Genomic DNA, 18,789 nt, shown 5'->3' with positions numbered 1-18,789 from the left:
CCTTGTTGTAGACGTCGTCGCTACCTGCGCCTTGCAGTTCAACGGTCGGCGCCGGCGCGGCCACACTATCTACACTGCCATCATCCATCGCCTTACCTGCATTACCCGCTAGGTCAGTCACGCTGGCATCTACCTTGTAGCGGCCCTCCGCCAACGGGGTGGCGACATCTACGCTATAACTACCACCCGGTTGCACGATGGCGGTCAGAGTCTGCGGGTTACCACTGGCATCGGTCACGACCAAGGTGACGGTACTGCCGGCCGGAGCATCCGTCGTACCGGTAATGGTCGGAGTCGTGTCGTTGGTGTTGTCCGGCGCATCCACACTGATGGTCGGCTCAGTCACATCGACACTGCCATTGTCGGTTGCCTTGCCGGTGTTACCCGCTACATCGGTCACACTGGCGTCCACCTTGTAGCCACCTTCTGCCAGCGGCGTGGTCACATCCACGCTGTAACTGCCATCCGGCTTCACAGTGGTGGTAAGCGTCTGCTCACCGCCCTTGGCATCGGTGACCAAGATAGTAACGACACTGCCCGGTGCAGCATCAGACTTGCCAGTAATGGTCGGGGTGGTGTCATTGGTATTGTCCGGCGCATCGACGCTGATGGTAGGAGCTGTCACATCTACACTACCGTTCTCATTTGCAGTGCCTGTATTCCCCGCAGGATCGGTGACGCTGGCCGTGACGGTATAAGAGCCCTCAGCCAGGGGCGTGACAACATCGACAGTGAAAGTGCCGTTTGGATTGACTATCGCGGTAAGGGTTTGCTGATTACCATTCGCATCGGTGACCAGAAGGGTCACGATACTGCCAGCCGGAGCATCAGTGGTACCGGTCAGAGTTGGGGTGGTGTCATTGGTGTTATCAGGAGCAGATACAGTGATCACCGGCGGCACAAGGTCGACCAGCTGATTGTCGGTCCCCGGCAAGGCATTGGCGATAACACCGGTATCGACGGGATTGGTCGTATCAAACCCCGCCTGGGAGATGGTGGCATCCCCTACTCGGTCGATGGTGACAAAGCCGCCGTTGCCGCTGGCGCCAGCAACACCACCGACGCCGCCACCGCCAGCGGCAGGTGCGCCACCCGCGGCAGAGGCTTCAAAAGTCTTGGTCGGGTCAGCGCCGCCCAAAATGGCTTGTTGCAATGCATTGATATCGTTCGGAGTGCCGGGTGCACCGTTTTGTGCCAGCTGGGGAGCTTCTCCCTCTTCGGCCGACTCGCTCGGCTGACCGGCCGGCTGCACATTGAACGACTGGTTGCCGCCCATAAAGCTGCCACCATCGGGAGAGACAATCACAGCCCCTTTTGGCAGTACATCCCCTTCAACCAACAGCTTCCGGCTGCCGTCTGCGGCAAGCAGGTAAATCTTTCCTTTGAGTTGGGTTACGGTTACGCCCTGTTCCAAGGTAATGGCATTGGTAGTCATGTTCTCTCCTGAATCCTGATTTGCATGCAAAAAGCCACAGCCTACTTTGCACACAGGCAGTGGAAATAACCAGTGAGAAAATTCGAAAGAATAGACTGATTTGGGGCTGAACTGTTCAGCCGGCCAGAAGGGTCAGCGCTAACGGAGGGATATAAAATAAAATCAATTTTATCAGTACATTACAGAAATATGGCAGGAGCATGACAAACCATGCACCTGCCATTTCAGAGAGTTATGCGCCAGCCCAGAGGATGATGGCCAAGAGCTGCGGCGAGATGATCCGCAGGAACATCACCAGCGGGTAGACAGTGGCATATGAGAGAGCACTGGCGCCGCTGGTCGGATGCATTGCGTTGGCGAAGGCCAACGCGGGAGGATCGGTCATGGAGCCGGCCAGTAAACCACACAGGGTGAGGTAGTTCATCTTGCCATAGAGGCGAGCCAGCACCCCGACCACCAGCAACGGAATAAGGGTAATGGCGACGCCGTAGAGCATCCATGAGGGGCCATCGCCGTGGATCAGGGTATCGACGAAGCCGGCACCGGACTTGAAGCCGACCACCGCCAGAAACAGCACGATCCCGATCTCCCGCAGCGCCAGGTTGGCACTGGGCGGCATGAACCAGTAGAGCTTGCCGATGCTGCCGATCCGCGACAGGATCAGCGCCACCACCAGCGGCCCGCCCGCCAGGCCGAGCTTGAGCGCGGCCGGGAAGCCCGGCAGATAGAAGGGGATGGAGCCAAGCAGCACGCCAAGGCCGATCCCGATAAAGACCGGCAGCATCTGCACCTGCTGCAGTTTCTGCTGCACGTTGCCGACCACATTGGTCACCGCTTCGATGGCATCGAGGCGCCCCACCAGGTTGAGGATGTCACCAAACTGCAGGCTGGTCTGGCTGGTCGGCACCAGTTCGATACCGGCCCGATTGAGGCGGGAGATCACCACGTCATAACGCTGTTTGATGTCGAGATCGCGGATCTTCTTGCCCAATACCTGCTCATTGGTCACCACCACCCGCTCGACACGCAGGTCGGTGCCACGGGTCGAGAGCGAGGTCTCCACCTCCTCCCCTAGCACCAGCAGCACCTTGTGCAGCGCATGGCGCTCACCCACCAGGTGGAGCAGGTCGCCCAACTCAATGCGCGAATCGGGCCGCGGCACCATCAGCTCATCGCCGCGCTTGAGCCGTGAGCAGATGACATCAGCCTCGTCGAGACTCGGGATCTCGCTCAGCATCAGGCCATGCATATTGGGGTTGCGCACCGCGATGTTGATGGTCTGCAGGCTCTCCTTGGTCTTGCCAGTCTGCAGCTCGAACTGGGCGGCTTCCTCCTCAACCTTGATGCGAAAGAAGACCCTGATCAGCCACATGGTGAGCAAAATGCCGCAGATACCGAACGGGTAGGCAACCGCATAGCCCATCCCCATCAGGCCAGTGGAGCCGGGAGCTGCGCCCAGTTCACCCAGGATCTGCTGGCCCGCACCAAGCGAAGGAGTATTGGTGACCGCACCGGAGAATACCCCGAGGATCACCGGCAGCGGCACATCGAACAGCTGGTGCAGGGCCGCAGCGACCACGCCGCCGAGCAGCACCAGCAGGGCCGCAAAGCCGTTGAGCTTGAGACCGGAGCTGCGCAGAGAAGAGAAGAAGCCGGGACCAACCTGAATGCCGATGGTGTAGACAAACAGGATCAGACCGAACTCTTGAATGAAGTGCAGGGTTTGTTCATCCAGTGCGAGACCGGAGAGGCCGGCAAAGTGGCCGACTATGATGCCGCCGAACAGCACCCCTCCTATCCCCAACCCGACGCCATAGACTCGCCAGTTCCCCAGCCAGAGCCCCAGCACTGCCACCAGCGACAACATGCTGATGGAAAGCGCGATATCACTCATTGTGTGCATCCTTTGCGAATTGAACTGTCCTTAGCTTGTCAGCAAACGATGCCGCCAACTGTGTGATAACGCACGAATTTATCCTTTGGTGCGGCAAAAATACCAATTAAGGGTTAATTAAACGACATAGCCATAAATGGCCATAAAGTGACAAATGCTGCCCCCCAGCACAAACAGATGCCAGATGGCGTGGTTGTAGGGAATTCGCTTGGCAACGTAGAAGATCACCCCGAGGCTGTAGACCAGCCCGCCCGCCGCGAGCAGCAGCAGCCCTTCACCAGCCAGATGGATATAGAGCTGATAGATAACCACCAGCGACAGCCAGCCCAGCATCAGATAAGTAAACAGCGACAACTTCTTGAAGCGGTTGATGAATATCAGCTTGAACACCACCCCGGCCAGCGCCAGCCCCCAGATCACCACCATCAGCCCGCGCGCCAGCGGCGTATCGAGCGCCACCAGCAGGAAGGGGGTATAGGTGCCGGCAATAAGCAGATAGATGGCGCAGTGATCAAACACCTTGCACCAACGTCGCGCCTTGCCCTCCGCCATGCTGTGGTAGAGGGTCGAGGCGAGATAGAGCAGCACCAGACTGCCACCATAGAGGCTGTAGCTCACCAGCGCTTGCGTGCCCTGCCCCCACCCCTTGATGAGCAGCAGCACCAACCCGGCCATACCCAGCAACAATCCCGCACCGTGGCTCAGCCGGTTGGCCAGCTCCTCCCGGGGGGAGTAATCCATCACACCACTCATAACATTCACTCCGTCATCATTGGCGACACTCTACCCAGCGCCATTTCAGAGTACAAGTGTTCGCTTAAAAAATGGGGTGGCTGTCACCCGCCCCCCTTTGGTGTATGCTCTGCCGCCGATGCCCGACAGAAGCGGCATAGACACCTACCCCGGTGACCTGGTCTGGAGAACCTGATGAAGTTGACTGAGCTGTTTGCACAAGCGGATCCCGCCTTTGGCGAGGCGATGAGCACCTTGCTGGAGACCTTCCACCACTCCGACGACAGTCAGGCCCCCTACCAGCGCGACCTGTTCACCCATCAGCTCGACCAGTCCCGCATGCCCGCCAGCGGCTGCTCGACCGAGGCCTATCTCGCCCGGCTGGCCACCCTGGTACCCGGCGCCTCTCACCTCACCTCGCCACGCTACATGGGTCATATGACGGCACCATTGCCGGCCTTCACTGCCGAGCTCTCCCGTCTGGTGGTGATGCTCAACCAGAATCCGATGAAGATGGAGTCCTCCCGTCTGCTCAGCTTTCTGGAGCGGGAGGTGCTGGCCAAGCTGCACCGTCTCATCTACGGCATGGACGATGCCTTCTACGGCGAGCAGATGCATGCCAAGGATGCCGCCCTCGGTGTCATGACCAGCGGCGGCACCATCGCCAACGTCACCGCCCTCTGGCTGGCCCGCAACCGCGCCTGCGGCGACAACCTGTTCGCCCTCTATGAACAGGGCTATCGCGGCGCCGTCATTCTCGGTTCACGGCTGATGCACTACTCCTTCGACAAGGGGATGGATCTGCTGGGACTGGGCGCCCACAGCGTCTGGCGCCTCGAGACCGACGAGCAGAACCGGCTCAGTCTGGGTGCGCTGGAACAGGCGCTGCTCCAGTGCAAAGAGCAAAAATTGAAAGTGCTGGCGCTGGTCGGCGTGGCGGGCAGCACCGACTTTGGCTCCATAGATCCCCTGCCGGAGCTGGCCGCCATCGCCGAACGCGAGCAGATCCACTTCCACGTGGATGCCGCCTGGGGTGGCCCGACCCTCTTCTCTCCCCGCTATCAAAACCTGCTGGCCGGGATCGAGCACGCCGATACCGTCACTCTGGATGGCCACAAACAGCTGCTGGTGCCGCTCGGTACCGGCATGCTGCTCTGCCGCCAGCCCGACCTGATGATGGCGGTCAAGCGGGAGGCGCCCTATGCCATCCGAGCCACCTCGTTCGATCAGGGCCGCTTTACCTTGGAGGGCACCCGCCCGGCCAATGCCCTCTATCTGGATGCCGCCTTCCAGCTGTTCGGCCAGCAAGGCTATGCCGACCTCATCGAGGCCAACTACGACCGGGCCCGGCTGATGGCCGAACTTATTACCAGCAATCCGGCCTTCGAGCTGATGTCTGCTCCGGTGATGAATCTGCTCTCCTATCGCTGCATCCCGCCCCATCTGCAGGGCAAGGTGCTGGATGAAGCGGCCAACGAGCAGGTCAACGCCTTCAACGTGGCGCTGCAAAAAGCCCAGCGCGCCGAGGGGCACAGCTTCGTCTCCCGTACCCAGCGCGCCGTGGTGCGCTACGGTTCCCAACCCCTCACCCTGCTGCGCGCCGTGCTGCTCAACCCCCTGATTGAAGAGCGCCATATCCGCGACCTGCTGGCCGATCAGCAGCGACTGGGGCTCACCATTGCTCGCCAACTGTTTGGCGACAGCGCGGAACCGGCGTAAAAATGAGCGGTCTTATTCATTTGCCGTTGTCCACCGTGCAGGTAGACTGGGCAAAATTTGCAGGCCATCTTTGAGGACTAGGCGTCAGAAATGAAGCAATTTATTGAATTTATTCCACTTATCGTTTTCTTTGCGGTCTACAAGTTCTACGACATCTACATGGCCACTGGCGCCCTGGTGGTGGTCACCGGTCTGCAGCTCGCCTATAGCTGGATCCGCTATCGCAAGGTCGAGAAGATGCAGCTTTTTACCTTCCTGCTGGTCGGCTTCTTTGGCGGTCTCACAGTGTTCTTCCACGATGACACCTTCATCAAGTGGAAAGTGACCGTCATCAACGCCCTGTTTGCGTTGGGTCTGCTCATCAGCCGCTATGGCTTTGGCAAGAACCTGATCAAGCAGATGCTGGCCAAGGAGCTGCAGGCACCCGACGCCATCTGGGATCGGGTCAACCTCGGCTGGGCCGGTTTCTTTGCCGTCTGCGGCCTGCTCAATCTCTACGTGGCGTTCAACCTGCCGCAGGAGATGTGGGTCAACTTCAAGGTGTTCGGCCTGCTCGGCATGACCCTGATCTTCACCCTGCTCAGCGGTGTCTACCTCTACCGCCACATTCCGGCTGATCAAAAAGAACAGCTTAAAAAATAACCCTCATCAGAAAAGGATTGTCTCATGTGGTATCTCATCTACTCCGAAGATGTTCAGGGCAGCCTGCCGCTGCGCAAGCAGGTTCGCCCCGCCCATCTGGCTCGCCTGCAAGCCCTGCAGGATGAGGGGCGGCTGCTGACTGCCGGCCCCAACCCGGCCATCGATGCCGAGGATCCGGCCGATGCCGGCTTTACCGGCAGCACCGTCATCGCCGAGTTTGCCTCGCTGGCTGACGCCAAAGCCTGGGCCGATGCCGATCCCTATGTGGCGGCTGGCGTCTATGCCAAAGTCACCATCAAGCCGTTCAAGAAGGTCTTCTGATCCGAAGCGAATAGCGAAATAAAAAAGGCCGGACTGGCAGTTCACTCCAGTCCGGCCTTTTTGCATCCCGATATCTCGTTTATGCCCTGGCTACAAACCAGGGGTTAAGGATGTCTGGCTTGTTATAGCGCAGCGGTGAGCCATCGAGTTGGGTGACGCAGCCACCCGACCCCTCCAGCACCGCCTGCGCCGCACCGGTATCCCACTCGCAGGTGGGGGCGAGGCGCGGATAGAGCTCGGCGCCACCCTCGGCGATGATGCAGAACTTGAGCGAACTGCCCATGGAGACCAGTTCGATCTCACCAAAGGGAGCCAAGAAATCGAGGGTCTCCTGCGACAGGTGGTTGCGACTGCCCACCACTCGCCACACCTCTCCTTCACGATGAGGCTGGGTCTGGATGGACTCGCACTTACCATCGGCGATGCGCCAGGCCCCCGCGCCCTTGCCGCCATACCAAAGCTTGTCCAGCACAGGGGCATAGACCAATCCCCAGCGCGGCGTCCCCTCTTCAATCAGCGCGATATTGACGGTGAACTCGCCGTTGCGGGAGACAAACTCCTTGGTGCCATCGAGGGGATCCACCAGCCAGTAGCGTGACCAGCCGTGGCGCGCCGCCATCACCTCGGGCCCCGACTCCTCGGACAATACAGGGATGCCGGGTGTCAGCCGTGCCAACGCCTGAACGATCACCTCATGAGCCCCCTTGTCAGCCGCGGTCAGCGGACTCTCGTCGCTCTTGTACTCCACCGCGAAGGGCTGGCTGTAGATGGCCATGATGGCCGCCCCCGCCGCTCGGGCGACAGGTTCAAGTTCGGTGATATCGGGGTGGTACATAACAGGCTCGATCAGTGAGTGAGAAACCCAGTCTATCGCGTTTGTCATCAACCGCTTATAGCTGATTGCACTGGATTATATTGCCCCCGCTTCTCTTGTCCCGTGCTGCCATCGGCCGGTACCAGCAGCACTTCGATACCGGCATTGCGCAGGCCGGAAAGGATATCGGCAGGCACGGCATCGTCGGTGATCAGGGTGTGAATACGCAGGGTATCGATGATCTTGTGCAGGCTGCGCCGGCCAAACTTGCTGGAGTCGGTGACCACCACAATCCGCTCGGCCACCTGACACATGCAGCGGTTGAGGCGTGCCTCATCCTCATGATGGGTGCTGACGCCGCGCTCCAGATCGATGCCATCCACCCCGAGAAACAGCATGTCAAAGTGGTAGTTTTGCAGGGACTGCTCCGCTTGCGCACCGTAGAAGGAGAGCGACTTGCGGCGCAGATGTCCGCCTGTCATCAGCAGCTCCACCCCTTCTGCTTCGAGCAGTTCATTCGCCACGTTCATGCCGTTGGTCATCACCAGGATCTCCTGATGTCCCTTCAGATGTCGCGCCACCTCCAGTGTTGTCGTCCCCGAATCGAGGATAAGGCGGCAACCTGAGGGCACCAGGGTCGCCGCCAGCGCGCCGATCCGCTGTTTCACGGGAGTATTGAGCACACTCTTGTCGGCAATGGTGCGCTCCGGCACCGTCTGGCCCGGCTCGCACAACAGGGCGCCGCCGTAGGCGCGCACGGCCACCCCCTGCTTCTCCAGAAAGGCCAGATCGTTGCGGATAGTCACGGTAGAGACCTGATAGTGACTCGCCAGCTCGTTGACCTGAACGCTGCCATTGCTGCGCAGCTGCTGAATAATCCGCTCCCGCCGCTCGCTGGTTCCGAGCGCACCTTTTTCGCTTGTTTGCATAGTTCTTCTGCCGGAATGCTGTAGTGAAAGATCGCTTTCACTTCGTTACGTTTGCATATTAACGCTCAGCGAAGGTGCCAAATCAAGCCTTCATTACGCTTTACCACCACTCTCATCATCTTTCCCTACTATTCAAATACTTTCGATACCTTTCTTTTTGTGATCCCTTTCAAGATCTGACGACTCTTTTGTTTCGTTTTCTTTTCCTCCCCACTACCGTAAAGAAAAGAAATCGAAAGAGCATTTCCATCCGCAGCAACCAAGGGACATCAAAATGAAATCCATGCTGGCACTGGTCGAAAGACACAAACAGGGAGAACAGACCGGGATCTACGCCGTCTGCTCCGCTCACCCGCTGGTGCTGGAGGCCGCGCTGCGGCTGGCCGCCGAAGGGGATGAGCTGCTGCTGGTCGAGGCCACATCCAATCAGGTGGATCAGTTTGGCGGCTATACCGGCATGACCCCCGCTGACTTTCGCGATCGCCTCTACGAGCTGGCGGCACAGTGTCACTTTCCGGTGCAGCGCCTCATTCTGGGGGGCGACCATCTGGGCCCCAACCGCTGGCAGGGGGAACCGGCCGAGCAGGCCATGGCACATGCCGAAGATCTCATCGCCAGCTATGTCGCTGCCGGGTTCAAGAAGATCCACCTCGACTGCAGCATGTCCTGTCAGGGCGATCCCGTTCCCCTGACCGACGAGCTGGTCGCTGAAAGGGCGGCACGGCTGGCGCAGATCGCCGAGCAAACCTGTCTGGCCACTTTTGGCGAGAGCGATCTGGTCTATGTGATTGGCACCGAGGTGCCGGTGCCGGGCGGTGCCCATGAAGATCTTGCCGAGCTGGCGGTCACCACGCCGGAGGCGGCGCGCCACACCCTCGAGGCCCATCAAGAGGCCTTCAACAAGGCGGGGCTGGCCCATATCTGGCCGAGGGTGATCGGTCTGGTGGTGCAACCCGGCGTCGAGTTTGACCATACCCGCGTCATCGATTACCGGCCCGAAAAAGCGGCCCCTCTTAGCCGGATGATCGAAGCCTATCCCCACATGGTATTCGAGGCCCACTCCACCGATTACCAGACTCCCGAGGCTTACCGCCAGCTGGTACGCGACCACTTTGCCATTCTCAAGGTCGGCCCTGCCCTCACCTTCGCCCTGCGCGAAGCGCTGTTTGCCCTTGCCGCCATCGAGGAGGAACTGGTGGTTGCCAAGGCCTGTTCAGGTCTGCGCAAGGTGATGGAAGAGACCATGCTGGAGCGCCCCGACTTCTGGCGCAGCCACTATCAGGGCAGTGCCAACGAGTGCCGGCTGGCCCGTGGCTACAGCTACTCGGATCGCATTCGCTACTACTGGCCCGATAGCCGGGTCGATGAGTGCTACGCCAGATTGCTGACCAATCTGGCGGCGGAGCCCATCCCGCTCCCCCTGCTGAGCCAGCATCTGCCGCTGCAGTATCGCAAGGTGCGTCAGGGCACGCTCTCGGCCAATCCCCATGACCTCATTCTCGATCAGGTGCAGGAGGTGCTGCGGCACTACGCCAGCGCCTGCACTGCGGCCTCTCGCCGCCATTCCCAGCTCGACCCCGTTGTATAAGGAGTTGCAGACATGATCCTTGGTTATTCAGAAGAGATGTTGCGCAGTGCCAATGGCCTGGCGACTGCCCGTGAAATTCGCCAGCAACCCGCCACCTGGCGCGAGACCCTCGCCATGGTCGAGGAGTGCCGTCCTGCACTGACCCGTTTTCTGACCCCCCTGCTCGCCCGGCAAGAGCTGCGCATCATCCTGACCGGGGCTGGCACCTCCGCCTTTGCCGGTCGGGCGCTCGCCCCCTATCTCTCGGCCCACCTGCATGCCCGGGTCGAGGCGATCGCCACCACGGATATCGTCACCGACCCGGCCGAGTATCTGGCCGAAGATTGCCCGACCCTGCTTATCTCCTTTGCCCGCTCCGGCAACAGCCCCGAGAGCGTGGCGGCGGTCGAACTGGCCAGTCAGCTGCTCAGCCACTGCCACCATCTGGTGCTGACCTGCAACGGTGAAGGGGCGCTCTATCGCCGCTGCCAGCAAGATGCCCACTCTTTGGCCCTGCTGATGCCACCCCAGACCAATGATCGCAGCTTCGCCATGACCAGCAGCCTGACCAGCATGATGCTGAGCTGTCTGGCTCTCTTTCTGCCAGAGCGGTTTAACCGCCAGCGCTGCGAGCAGCTGGTCGCTACCAGTGACGCCATTCTGGAGCAGGTCGTACAGCGCGTACCGGCCTGGAACGAGCCGTTGCCCGAACGGGTCATCTATCTTGGCAGCGGCAGTCTGCAAGGGGTGGCGCAGGAGGCGGCACTCAAGCTGCTGGAGCTGACCGCCGGCCGTCTGGTCGCCATGTTCGACTCCCCCACCGGCTTTCGCCACGGCCCGAAATCGGTCGTCAACGAACAGACGCTCATCGTGCTGCTCATCTCCAACGACCCTTACACCCGGCAATACGATCTGGATCTGCTGCGCGAGCTGCGAAGCGATGGCAAGGCCGCCCGGGTGGTCGCCATCGCTGACCAGCGCCATCCCGCCATCGAGGAGGGGGAGCACATCTACCTGCCCCACACCCTGCATGGCGACGATGCCCAGCTCGCCTTCTGCTACCTGCTCTATGCCCAGTACTACGCCTTCCATACCTCGCTGGGACTGGGGATCAGCCCGGACAATCCCTGCCCCACCGGTCAGGTCAACCGGGTCGTACAGGGGGTCAATATCTATCCGTTCCACCAAGAAGGAGTGCTGTGATGCCCAATATCGTATTGAGCCGGATCGATGAGCGTCTGATCCACGGTCAGGTCGGTGTCCAGTGGGTCGGCTTTGCCGGTGCCAATCTGGTGCTGGTCGCCAACGACGAGGTGGCAGAGGACCCCATCCAGCAGAACCTGATGGAGATGGTGCTGGCCGAAGGCATTGCGGTGCGGTTCTGGCCGCTCCAGAAGGTGATCGACAACATCCACAAGGCGGCGGATCGCCAGAAGATCCTGCTGGTCTGCAAAAACCCTAACGATTTCAACATCTTGGTTCAGGGAGGTGTCCCCATCTCCCGGATCAACGTCGGCAACATGCATTACGCCGACGGCAAGCGTCAAATCCACAAGACCGTATCCGTGGACGAACAGGACATCACCGCATTTCGCGCCCTGCGGGACGCCTGTGTCGAGTGCTATGTCCAGGGCGTGCCGACCGAACCGGCACAGGACATTTTCAATTTGCTCTGATTAAGGACAATTGTGATGGAAATCAGTTTGTTACAAGGTCTGCTGCTTGGCATCCTGGCGTTTTTCGCCGGACTCGACCTGTTCAACGGTCTGACCCACTTCCACCGTCCCGTGGTGCTGGGGCCGCTGGTTGGCCTCATCCTCGGCGACCTGCCCACCGGTATTCTGGTGGGCGGTACCCTGGAGCTGGTCTGGATGGGACTGGCCCCGCTAGCGGGGGCGCAACCGCCCAACGTCATTATCGGCACCATAGTCGGCGCCACCTTCGCCATCACCACCGGGGTCAAGCCGGATGTGGCGGTCGGGGTTGCCGTTCCCTTCGCCGTGGCCGTGCAGATGGGGATCACCTTCCTCTTCTCGGTGATGTCGGGGGTGATGTCCCGCTGCGATCGCATGGCCGAAGCGGCTGACGTGCGCGGTATCGAGCGGGTCAACTACCTGGCGCTGCTGGCGCTGGGCACCTTCTACTTCCTCTGTGCCTTCCTGCCCACCTACTTCGGGGCCGAACATGCCAAGGCGGCCATCGACGTGCTGCCTGCCCGCCTCATCGACGGCCTCGGCGTTGCTGGCGGCATCATGCCCGCCATCGGTTTTGCCGTGCTGCTCAAGATCATGATGAAGAACGTCTATATCCCCTACTTCATCCTCGGTTTCGTCGCTGCCGCCTGGCTCCAGTTGCCGGTGCTGGCCATCGCCGCCGCCGCGCTGGCCATGGCCCTGATCGACTTCATGCGCACCACCACCCCGCAAGCTCGTCCTGTTCAGGAGGAAACCGAAGATGGCATCTAACAACACAGCTGCGCGGATCATCTCCAGCGCCGAACCGCACAATACTCGGCCACAATCCGACGACACCTATGAAGATCAGCAGCTTGGCGCCGAGCTGACCAAGCAGGATATCAACCGCTTTGCCTGGCGCTCCCTGCTGCTGCAGGCCTCCTTCAACTATGAACGGATGCAGGCCTCCGGCTGGCTCTATGGATTGCTGCCGGCACTGCAGAAGATCCACACCAATCCGCGGGATCTCTCCCGGGCCATGAAAGGGCACATGGGCTTCTTCAACACCCACCCCTTCCTGGTCACCTTCGTGATGGGGATCGTGCTGGCGATGGAGCGCTCCAAGCAGAACGTCAACAGCATCCAGAGCACCAAGATTGCCGTAGGCGCACCGCTCGGCGGGATCGGCGATGCCATGTTCTGGCTCACCCTGCTCCCCATCTGCGGCGGCATAGGGGCAGATCTGGCGCTGCAAGGTTCCATCATGGGTGCAGTGGTCTTCTTCCTGCTGTTCAACGTGGTCCACTTCGGCCTGCGTTTTGGTCTGGCGCACTACGCCTACCGCATGGGGGTGGCGGCCATTCCGGTCATCAAGGCCAATACCCGCAAGGTGGGCCATGCTGCCTCCATCGTCGGTATGACGGTGATCGGCGCACTGGTCGCCACCTATGTGCGTCTTGGCACCACGCTGGAGATCACTGCCGGTGATGCGGTCGTCAAACTGCAGGCGGATGTGCTCGACAAGCTGATGCCCGCCTTCCTGCCGCTGCTCTACACCCTGGCGATGTACGCCCTGATCCGCAAAGGCTGGAGCCCGCTGCGCCTCATCGTCATCACGGTGGTACTCGGTATCGTCGGCAAGTTCGCCGGTTTCCTCTAATCCGGAGCCGGCAGCAAGCCGGCCCCTTTGCAGTAAAGGAACAGACTATGTTGGGCATCATCATTTGTGGTCATGGCGGTTTCGCCAGCGGTCTGGAGCGCGCCATGCTGCAGATCCTCGGCGAACAGGACGCGGTTATCGCCATCGACTTTCCCGAGAGCTCCACCACCGCCCTGCTGCAGGCGCAGTGCGAAGCGGCACTGACTGAGGTCGACAAGGGGGATGGCGTGGTTTTCCTGACCGACCTGCTCGGCGGCACCCCGTTTCGGGTCGCCTCAACCCTCTCACTGCACCAGCCAGAGCGGGAGGTTATTACCGGTACCAACCTGCAACTGCTGCTGGAGATGGCGCTGGAACGCGATGGCCTCAGCGCCCGTGAATTCCGCCAGCAGGCCCTTGATTGCGGCCACCGGGGTCTCACCTCGCTGGCAGATGAGATGGGTAAAGAGCGTCAGGCAGATGCCGCTCTCGTCGAGGAGGGTATTTAAATGACCTCACGGATCCGTGCCCGTCGCCTGCTGACCGAACAGGGTTGGCTGGAACATCAGGAGCTCACCCATGAAGGCGGCATCATCACCGCCATCGCCCCCATCACGGATGGCGATCAGGCACGGGATGTCGAGCTGCTGGTGCCCGCGCTGATCGACGGTCATGTCCACGGCGGTGCCGGCGTCGATGTCATGGATAACGATGAGGGTGCGCTGGCAACCTTGTCGATGGCCAAGGCGGCAGAAGGGGTCGGCGCCTTTCTTGCCACCACGGTCACCGCCCCACTCCCCGAGATAGAGCAAGCCCTTGCCCGCATTGCCGATGGTGTTGCCCGCGGCATGCCGGGCGCCGAGCTGCTCGGCTGCTATCTGGAAGGGCCCTACTTCACGCCGGACAACAAGGGCGCCCACGATCAGGCGCTGTTTCGGGAGCTGGATATTGCCGAACTGAACCATCTGCAACAGCTGGCGCGTGGCAGCCTGAAGGTGGTCGCACTGGCACCGGAAAAGCCGAATGCCATCGCGGCCATTCACCATCTTGCCGCAAACGGCGTGCGGGTGATGCTGGGCCACTCGGCGGCGGATCACGACACCACCATGGCGGCGCTGGCAGCGGGCGCCTCCGGGCTGGTGCACTGCTTTAACGGCATGCGCGGCCTGCACCACCGCGAACCCGGCATGGTCGGTGCAGGTCTTGTCCATCCCGCAGCCTGGCTGGAGCTGATCGCCGATGGCCATCATCTCCACCCCAGCGTGCTCAAGCTCTGTCACTGCTGCGCCGGCCAGCGCCTGCTCTTGGTTACCGATGCGATGCGCGCCGCAGGCATGCCCGACGGTCACTATCTGCTTGGCAACTATCGGGTCGAGATGAAAAACGGCGTGGTACGCACCGACACCGGCGGCCTGGCGGGCAGCACCCTCACCCTGCTTGGCGCCGTACGCAACATGGTGCAGCTGGCGAATGTACCGCTTGATGCAGCAATCGCAATGGCCTCGCTGGCACCAGCAAAGATGCTCGGCATTGCCGATCGCCTCGGTTCACTGGCAGTTGGCAAACAGGCCAACCTGCTCGCCCTCACCACTGAACTCAATCAACAACACATCTGGGTGGCTGGCCGGGAGATAAACCCGACCCAGCTCTCCTCCCTTTTCTCAGGATCTCGCGTCAATCAGGACGCTCAGGAGTCACTATGTATCTGATCTCTTCCCATGAAATGCTCAAAGATGCCCAGCGCCGCGGTTATGCCGTACCGGCTTTCAACATCCACAACCTGGAAACCGTGCAGGTGGTGGCTCGCACCGCCGCTCGCATGCGCTCTCCGGTGATTTTGGCTGGCACCCCGGGCACCTATCGCCATGCAGGGGTCGAGTATCTGGTCTCCATCTGTCAGGCCGCCGCCCATGAGTACCGTATCCCGCTGGTGCTGCATCTGGATCACCACGAAGACGAGCAAGACATCCACTACAAGGTCGAAGCGGGTATTCGCTCCGCCATGATCGATGCCTCGCACTTTCCGTTTGAAGAGAACATCGAGAAGGTGCGCAGCGTGGTGACCTTCTGCCACCGCATGGGGGCCAGCGTCGAAGCCGAGCTGGGTCAGCTGGGCGGTCAGGAGGATGACCTCATCGTCGATGCCGCTCACGCCAAATTTACCGACCCGCTCAAGGCGGCCGAGTTTGTCCGCCGCACCGGCATCGACTCGCTGGCGGTGGCCATCGGCACCGCCCACGGCCTCTACAAGGAGGAGCCCCGCCTCGACTTCACCCGCCTCGCCGCCATTCGCGAGCAGGTGGATATTCCGCTGGTGCTGCACGGTGCCTCAGGCGTACCGGAAGCCGATGTGCGCCGCTGCATCGAACTCGGGATCTGCAAGGTCAACGTTGCGACCGAACTGAAGATAGCCTTCGCCGATGCGATGAAAGCCTTCCTTGGCTCTCATCCGGATGCCAGCGACCCGCGCCAGTATCTGGTGCCCGCCATGGCCGCCATGGAGGAAGTCGTCGAGGCGAAAATCCGTATGTGCATGAGTAATAACAAAATTTGATAACAATAAAATTACGATAACAGGTCTGGGAGATAATAATGATGGCTCGCGCATCCTTGCGAAATAAGGTATGGGAATTTGCCCAGAGTTTGGGGAAAACATTCATGTTTCCCGTCTCTCTGATGGCATTCATGGGATTACTGCTGGGGGTGGGATCATCCATAACCAGCCCCTCCACCATAGATAATTTTCCTTTTCTTGGTGGGGAATATACCCAGCTCGTCTTCAATCTGGTGGCAACCGTAGGCAGCTTCGGCTTTACCTATCTGCCCATCATGTTTGCCATCGGTATTCCGATGGGATTGACCGAAAAGAACAAGGGTGTCGCGGCCTATTCCGGTTTCGTCGGCTATATGGCGATGAATATCGGGATCAACTTCTATCTCGCCAGTACCAGCCAACTGGCTTCGCCGGAAAATATCAAACTGGCGGGGCAAGCCATGGTGATGGGGGTTCAGACCCTCTCCATGGGCGTGCTGGGTGGCATAGTGTCGGGGATCGTGACCTATTTCATCCATCGCCGTTTCTATAACCTCAAACTGCACGACGCCTTCTCGTTCTTCAGCGGCTTGCGCTCCGTGCCCATTATCACTGTGCTGGTCATGTCGCTGATCGGTCTCGCCATGCCGCTCTTCTGGCACTATGTGGCGCTCGGCATTACTGCGGTCGGCAACATGATCATCTCTGCCGGCTCTTTTGGTGCCTTCCTCTACGGCGTGGCCATCAACCTGCTCAAACCGCTAGGTCTGCACCACATCATGCTGGCCATGGTGCGCTTCACCCCGGCAGGCGGTACCGAGCTGGTCAATGGCGAAACCATTTCCGGCGCTCTCAATATCTTCTTCGCCCAGTTGAAAGCGGGTGAACCCATCAGCCCGGCAGCAACCGCCTTCCTGTCGCAAGGGTTTATGCCGACCTTTATATTCGGTCTGCCTGCTGCAGCGTTGGCCATGTATATGGCAGCCACGCCCGGCAATCGAACCAGAATCAAGAGCCTGATTATCTCCGGGGTACTGGTCTCTATCGTGACCGGTATTTCCGAGCCCATCGAATTCCTGTTCCTGTTTGTCGCGCCGGTACTCTACCTGTTCCATGTCTTTATGACCGGCGCCGCGCTCTTTGTGGTGGCCATGTGTGGCGTCACCATCGGCAATACCGATGGCAGTGCACTCGACCTGCTTATTTTCGGCATCATGCAGGGCTGGCAAACCAAGTGGTATCTGATAATTCCCATTGGCCTTATCTGGTCTGCCATCTATTTCACCGTCTTCTACTGGTACATCAAGAAATATGACATCAAGACCCCCGGCAGGGATGAGGTCGATGATATCCAGATTGCGAAACACGACCCGGCCGTGATCCTGAGTGCCCTCGGTGGCAAGGAGAATATCGTCAGCCTGGACAACTGCGTCACCCGGCTGAGACTGGTGGTACACGATATGGGCAAGCTGCAGGAGAAGATCCTGAAACAGGCTGGCGCACTCTCCGTCGTCAAGATCGACGAGCACAGCGTGCAGGTCATCATTGGCGCTCAGGTTCAAACCGTGAAGGATAATCTCGATGCTCTCCTGTAAAGATCGGGAGGCCATGCGCCTCCCAACCCCCTCTGCCGACTTGCAATCCTCCCGTTTCGACGAGCTGGCAGATCGCATCAGCGACAAATGCCGCAAGTGGGATATGAAAGTGATCGAGAGCCGCTTTGGCCCCGTTCCCGCCGACAGCATTCCCATGTGGATTGCCGATATGGATTTCAAATCACCGCCGGCTGTGGCTCGCAAGTTCAGCGAAATCATCAGCTGGGGCACCTTCAGCTACACCCACTGCATCGATGATTTCTACGAGGCGGTCATCAACTTCCAGGCCCGCCACCACAAGGTCGCGGTGGAGCGGGAGTGGATCACCCTCTCCTATGGCACCGTCTCTACCCTGCACTACACGGTGCAGGCATTCTGCCAGCCGGGTGACAGCATCATCATGAACACCCCTGTCTATGATCCCTTTGCCAAGGCGGCCGAAAGGCAGGGGGTCAAGGTTGTAGCCAACCCGTTAGCCCTGAGCAAGGGGCGATACCGGATCGATCTGGCGAAGCTGGAGGAGCAAATCATTGGCCACAAGCCCAAAATCTATTTTCTCTGCTCACCCCACAACCCGTCGGGCAGGATCTGGAGTCAGGCCGAACTGGAAGCCGTTGCCGACATCTGCCTGCGCCATCAGGTGTTGATGATGGTCGATGAAGTGCATGCCGAGCACATCATCCATGGCGAATTCATCTCATTTCTGGCGCTGGAGGAGCGTTACCGCAACAACATGATGCTGATGAGCTCGCCCAACAAGGCATTCAATCTGGGCGGATTGAAAACCTCCTACAGCATCATTCCAAATCCGCAGATCAGAAGTCGGTTCAGAGTTCGCCTTGAGCAGAACTCCATCACCTCTCCCAACGTATTCGGGCTCTGGGGAATTATCACCGCCTATAACGAGTGCGATGAATGGCTGGCCGACTTGAATCTCTATCTGAGAGAGAACTACGCCCTGCTGGCGTGCTACTTCAGGGAGAACCTGCCCGACTTCCAAGTCATGCCGATGGATGCCTCCTATCTGGTCTGGGTCAGCACCAAAGGGAGCGGTATGAGCGCAAGTGAGGTGACCCGCAGGTGGGCAGTCGAAGCGGGTGTCATCATCGAAGATGGCTCCCACTACGTCAGCGATGGCGAAGAGTATGTGCGGATCAACATAGGCACCTCCCGCCAGCTGCTTGGTTAGGCGCTGCAGCGTCTGGGAAAATGGACACAGCAGCAGGCCTGACGGCTGTCGATATTCCCATCGGCAGAAACAACAAAAGGGACGCCATGGCGTCCCTTTTGTTTCAT

Annotated in this window: 18 protein-coding genes; 13 read left to right on the top strand and 5 right to left on the bottom strand. The window is 59.9% G+C overall.

What is annotated here, in order from left to right:
* From AAHA39_RS19120 to trhA, 3 genes are all read right to left on the bottom strand, one after another.
* Positions 1-1,435, bottom strand: a 1,435-nt coding sequence (locus AAHA39_RS19120; protein ID WP_342690034.1) for a retention module-containing protein, incomplete at its 3' end; no start/stop codon positions are given.
* Between the two features lie 232 nt (positions 1,436-1,667).
* Positions 1,668-3,329: a putative transporter gene (locus tag AAHA39_RS19115; protein ID WP_043849840.1), complete on the bottom strand. Its 1,662-nt coding sequence runs from the start codon at positions 3,327-3,329 to the stop codon at positions 1,668-1,670.
* Positions 3,330-3,446: 117 nt separating this feature from the next.
* The gene (gene trhA / locus AAHA39_RS19110) at positions 3,447-4,082 is read right to left on the bottom strand and encodes a PAQR family membrane homeostasis protein TrhA (RefSeq protein ID WP_320656317.1); all 636 of its coding nucleotides are present in this window, start codon (positions 4,080-4,082) and stop codon (positions 3,447-3,449) included.
* 174 nt (positions 4,083-4,256) lie between these two features.
* Here trhA and AAHA39_RS19105 point away from each other — a divergent pair, with 174 nt between their 5' ends.
* The 3 genes from AAHA39_RS19105 (at position 4,257) to AAHA39_RS19095 (ending at position 6,743) form a co-directional block, all read left to right on the top strand.
* On the top strand, positions 4,257-5,780 hold the full coding sequence (locus tag AAHA39_RS19105) for an aminotransferase class V-fold PLP-dependent enzyme (RefSeq protein WP_320656318.1): 1,524 nt from the start codon (positions 4,257-4,259) through the stop codon (positions 5,778-5,780).
* Positions 5,781-5,870: 90 nt separating this feature from the next.
* Positions 5,871-6,422, top strand: a complete 552-nt coding sequence (locus tag AAHA39_RS19100) for a septation protein A (protein WP_071914774.1) — start codon at positions 5,871-5,873, stop codon at positions 6,420-6,422.
* A 24-nt stretch (positions 6,423-6,446) separates the two neighbouring features.
* Positions 6,447-6,743: a YciI family protein gene (locus tag AAHA39_RS19095; RefSeq protein ID WP_069556199.1), complete on the top strand. Its 297-nt coding sequence runs from the start codon at positions 6,447-6,449 to the stop codon at positions 6,741-6,743.
* Positions 6,744-6,822: 79 nt separating this feature from the next.
* On the opposite strand, the gene cysQ is transcribed toward AAHA39_RS19095, so the two are convergent.
* Both cysQ and AAHA39_RS19085 read right to left on the bottom strand, forming a co-directional pair.
* Entirely contained in the window at positions 6,823-7,578 is a 756-nt protein-coding gene (cysQ, locus tag AAHA39_RS19090; RefSeq protein WP_208737758.1) for a 3'(2'),5'-bisphosphate nucleotidase CysQ, read from the bottom strand.
* Positions 7,579-7,625: 47 nt separating this feature from the next.
* Positions 7,626-8,486, bottom strand: a complete 861-nt coding sequence (locus AAHA39_RS19085; RefSeq protein WP_104016662.1) for a DeoR family transcriptional regulator — start codon at positions 8,484-8,486, stop codon at positions 7,626-7,628.
* Positions 8,487-8,760: 274 nt separating this feature from the next.
* Here AAHA39_RS19085 and kbaZ point away from each other — a divergent pair, with 274 nt between their 5' ends.
* The 10 genes from kbaZ to AAHA39_RS19035 all read left to right on the top strand — a co-directional run bounded on the left by kbaZ (position 8,761) and on the right by AAHA39_RS19035 (position 18,682).
* The gene (gene kbaZ / locus AAHA39_RS19080; RefSeq protein ID WP_320656319.1) at positions 8,761-10,074 is read left to right on the top strand and encodes a tagatose-bisphosphate aldolase subunit KbaZ; all 1,314 of its coding nucleotides are present in this window, start codon (positions 8,761-8,763) and stop codon (positions 10,072-10,074) included.
* Between the two features lie 12 nt (positions 10,075-10,086).
* Entirely contained in the window at positions 10,087-11,256 is a 1,170-nt protein-coding gene (locus AAHA39_RS19075; RefSeq protein WP_201968390.1) for an SIS domain-containing protein, read from the top strand.
* Positions 11,256-11,729, top strand: coding sequence for a PTS N-acetylgalactosamine transporter subunit IIB (agaV, locus tag AAHA39_RS19070; protein ID WP_320656320.1), 474 nt, complete (start codon positions 11,256-11,258; stop codon positions 11,727-11,729). The genes AAHA39_RS19075 and agaV overlap by 1 nt, the downstream gene beginning before the upstream one ends.
* Before the next feature lie 15 nt (positions 11,730-11,744).
* The gene (agaW, locus tag AAHA39_RS19065) at positions 11,745-12,518 is read left to right on the top strand and encodes a PTS N-acetylgalactosamine transporter subunit IIC (RefSeq protein ID WP_005354369.1); all 774 of its coding nucleotides are present in this window, start codon (positions 11,745-11,747) and stop codon (positions 12,516-12,518) included.
* Positions 12,508-13,386, top strand: coding sequence for a PTS N-acetylgalactosamine transporter subunit IID (gene agaE / locus AAHA39_RS19060; RefSeq protein ID WP_005354370.1), 879 nt, complete (start codon positions 12,508-12,510; stop codon positions 13,384-13,386). Before agaW ends, agaE begins: the two co-directional genes overlap by 11 nt.
* A gap of 47 nt (positions 13,387-13,433) precedes the next feature.
* Complete coding sequence (agaF, locus tag AAHA39_RS19055) at positions 13,434-13,874, top strand: PTS galactosamine/N-acetylgalactosamine transporter subunit IIA (RefSeq protein ID WP_320656321.1); 441 nt, start codon at positions 13,434-13,436, stop codon at positions 13,872-13,874.
* Positions 13,875-15,074: an N-acetylglucosamine-6-phosphate deacetylase gene (gene nagA, locus AAHA39_RS19050; protein WP_320656322.1), complete on the top strand. Its 1,200-nt coding sequence runs from the start codon at positions 13,875-13,877 to the stop codon at positions 15,072-15,074.
* Complete coding sequence (locus tag AAHA39_RS19045; RefSeq protein WP_320656323.1) at positions 15,065-15,919, top strand: tagatose bisphosphate family class II aldolase; 855 nt, start codon at positions 15,065-15,067, stop codon at positions 15,917-15,919. Before nagA ends, AAHA39_RS19045 begins: the two co-directional genes overlap by 10 nt.
* A gap of 104 nt (positions 15,920-16,023) precedes the next feature.
* Positions 16,024-17,493 carry a maltose/glucose-specific PTS transporter subunit IIBC gene (gene malX, locus AAHA39_RS19040; RefSeq protein WP_232354435.1) on the top strand — a complete coding sequence of 490 codons (1,470 nt, stop codon included), beginning with the start codon at positions 16,024-16,026 and terminating at the stop codon, positions 17,491-17,493.
* Positions 17,494-17,506: 13 nt separating this feature from the next.
* Complete coding sequence (locus AAHA39_RS19035; protein WP_320656324.1) at positions 17,507-18,682, top strand: MalY/PatB family protein; 1,176 nt, start codon at positions 17,507-17,509, stop codon at positions 18,680-18,682.
* Positions 18,683-18,789: the final 107 nt, after the last annotated feature.

The organism is Aeromonas sp. SE22, assembly GCF_038739755.1.
Classification (GTDB): Bacteria; Pseudomonadota; Gammaproteobacteria; order Enterobacterales; family Aeromonadaceae; genus Aeromonas; species Aeromonas jandaei.
Note: the sequence above shows the minus strand (reverse complement) of the source record. Positions and strands in the feature narration are given on the sequence as shown.

What these genes read in the sequence shown, in the direction of transcription:
- AAHA39_RS19115 (WP_043849840.1), bottom strand. Translation starts at nt 3,329, where the DNA reads ATGAGTGATATCGCGCTTTCCATCAGCATGTTGTCGCTGGTGGCAGTG.
- trhA (WP_320656317.1), bottom strand. Translation starts at nt 4,082, where the DNA reads ATGAGTGGTGTGATGGATTACTCCCCCCGGGAGGAGCTGGCCAACCGG.
- AAHA39_RS19105 (WP_320656318.1), top strand. Translation starts at nt 4,257, where the DNA reads ATGAAGTTGACTGAGCTGTTTGCACAAGCGGATCCCGCCTTTGGCGAG.
- AAHA39_RS19100 (WP_071914774.1), top strand. Translation starts at nt 5,871, where the DNA reads ATGAAGCAATTTATTGAATTTATTCCACTTATCGTTTTCTTTGCGGTC.
- AAHA39_RS19095 (WP_069556199.1), top strand. Translation starts at nt 6,447, where the DNA reads ATGTGGTATCTCATCTACTCCGAAGATGTTCAGGGCAGCCTGCCGCTG.
- cysQ (WP_208737758.1), bottom strand. Translation starts at nt 7,578, where the DNA reads ATGTACCACCCCGATATCACCGAACTTGAACCTGTCGCCCGAGCGGCG.
- AAHA39_RS19085 (WP_104016662.1), bottom strand. Translation starts at nt 8,486, where the DNA reads ATGCAAACAAGCGAAAAAGGTGCGCTCGGAACCAGCGAGCGGCGGGAG.
- kbaZ (WP_320656319.1), top strand. Translation starts at nt 8,761, where the DNA reads ATGAAATCCATGCTGGCACTGGTCGAAAGACACAAACAGGGAGAACAG.
- AAHA39_RS19075 (WP_201968390.1), top strand. Translation starts at nt 10,087, where the DNA reads ATGATCCTTGGTTATTCAGAAGAGATGTTGCGCAGTGCCAATGGCCTG.
- agaV (WP_320656320.1), top strand. Translation starts at nt 11,256, where the DNA reads ATGCCCAATATCGTATTGAGCCGGATCGATGAGCGTCTGATCCACGGT.
- agaW (WP_005354369.1), top strand. Translation starts at nt 11,745, where the DNA reads ATGGAAATCAGTTTGTTACAAGGTCTGCTGCTTGGCATCCTGGCGTTT.
- agaE (WP_005354370.1), top strand. Translation starts at nt 12,508, where the DNA reads ATGGCATCTAACAACACAGCTGCGCGGATCATCTCCAGCGCCGAACCG.
- agaF (WP_320656321.1), top strand. Translation starts at nt 13,434, where the DNA reads ATGTTGGGCATCATCATTTGTGGTCATGGCGGTTTCGCCAGCGGTCTG.
- nagA (WP_320656322.1), top strand. Translation starts at nt 13,875, where the DNA reads ATGACCTCACGGATCCGTGCCCGTCGCCTGCTGACCGAACAGGGTTGG.
- AAHA39_RS19045 (WP_320656323.1), top strand. Translation starts at nt 15,065, where the DNA reads ATGTATCTGATCTCTTCCCATGAAATGCTCAAAGATGCCCAGCGCCGC.
- malX (WP_232354435.1), top strand. Translation starts at nt 16,024, where the DNA reads ATGTTTCCCGTCTCTCTGATGGCATTCATGGGATTACTGCTGGGGGTG.
- AAHA39_RS19035 (WP_320656324.1), top strand. Translation starts at nt 17,507, where the DNA reads ATGCGCCTCCCAACCCCCTCTGCCGACTTGCAATCCTCCCGTTTCGAC.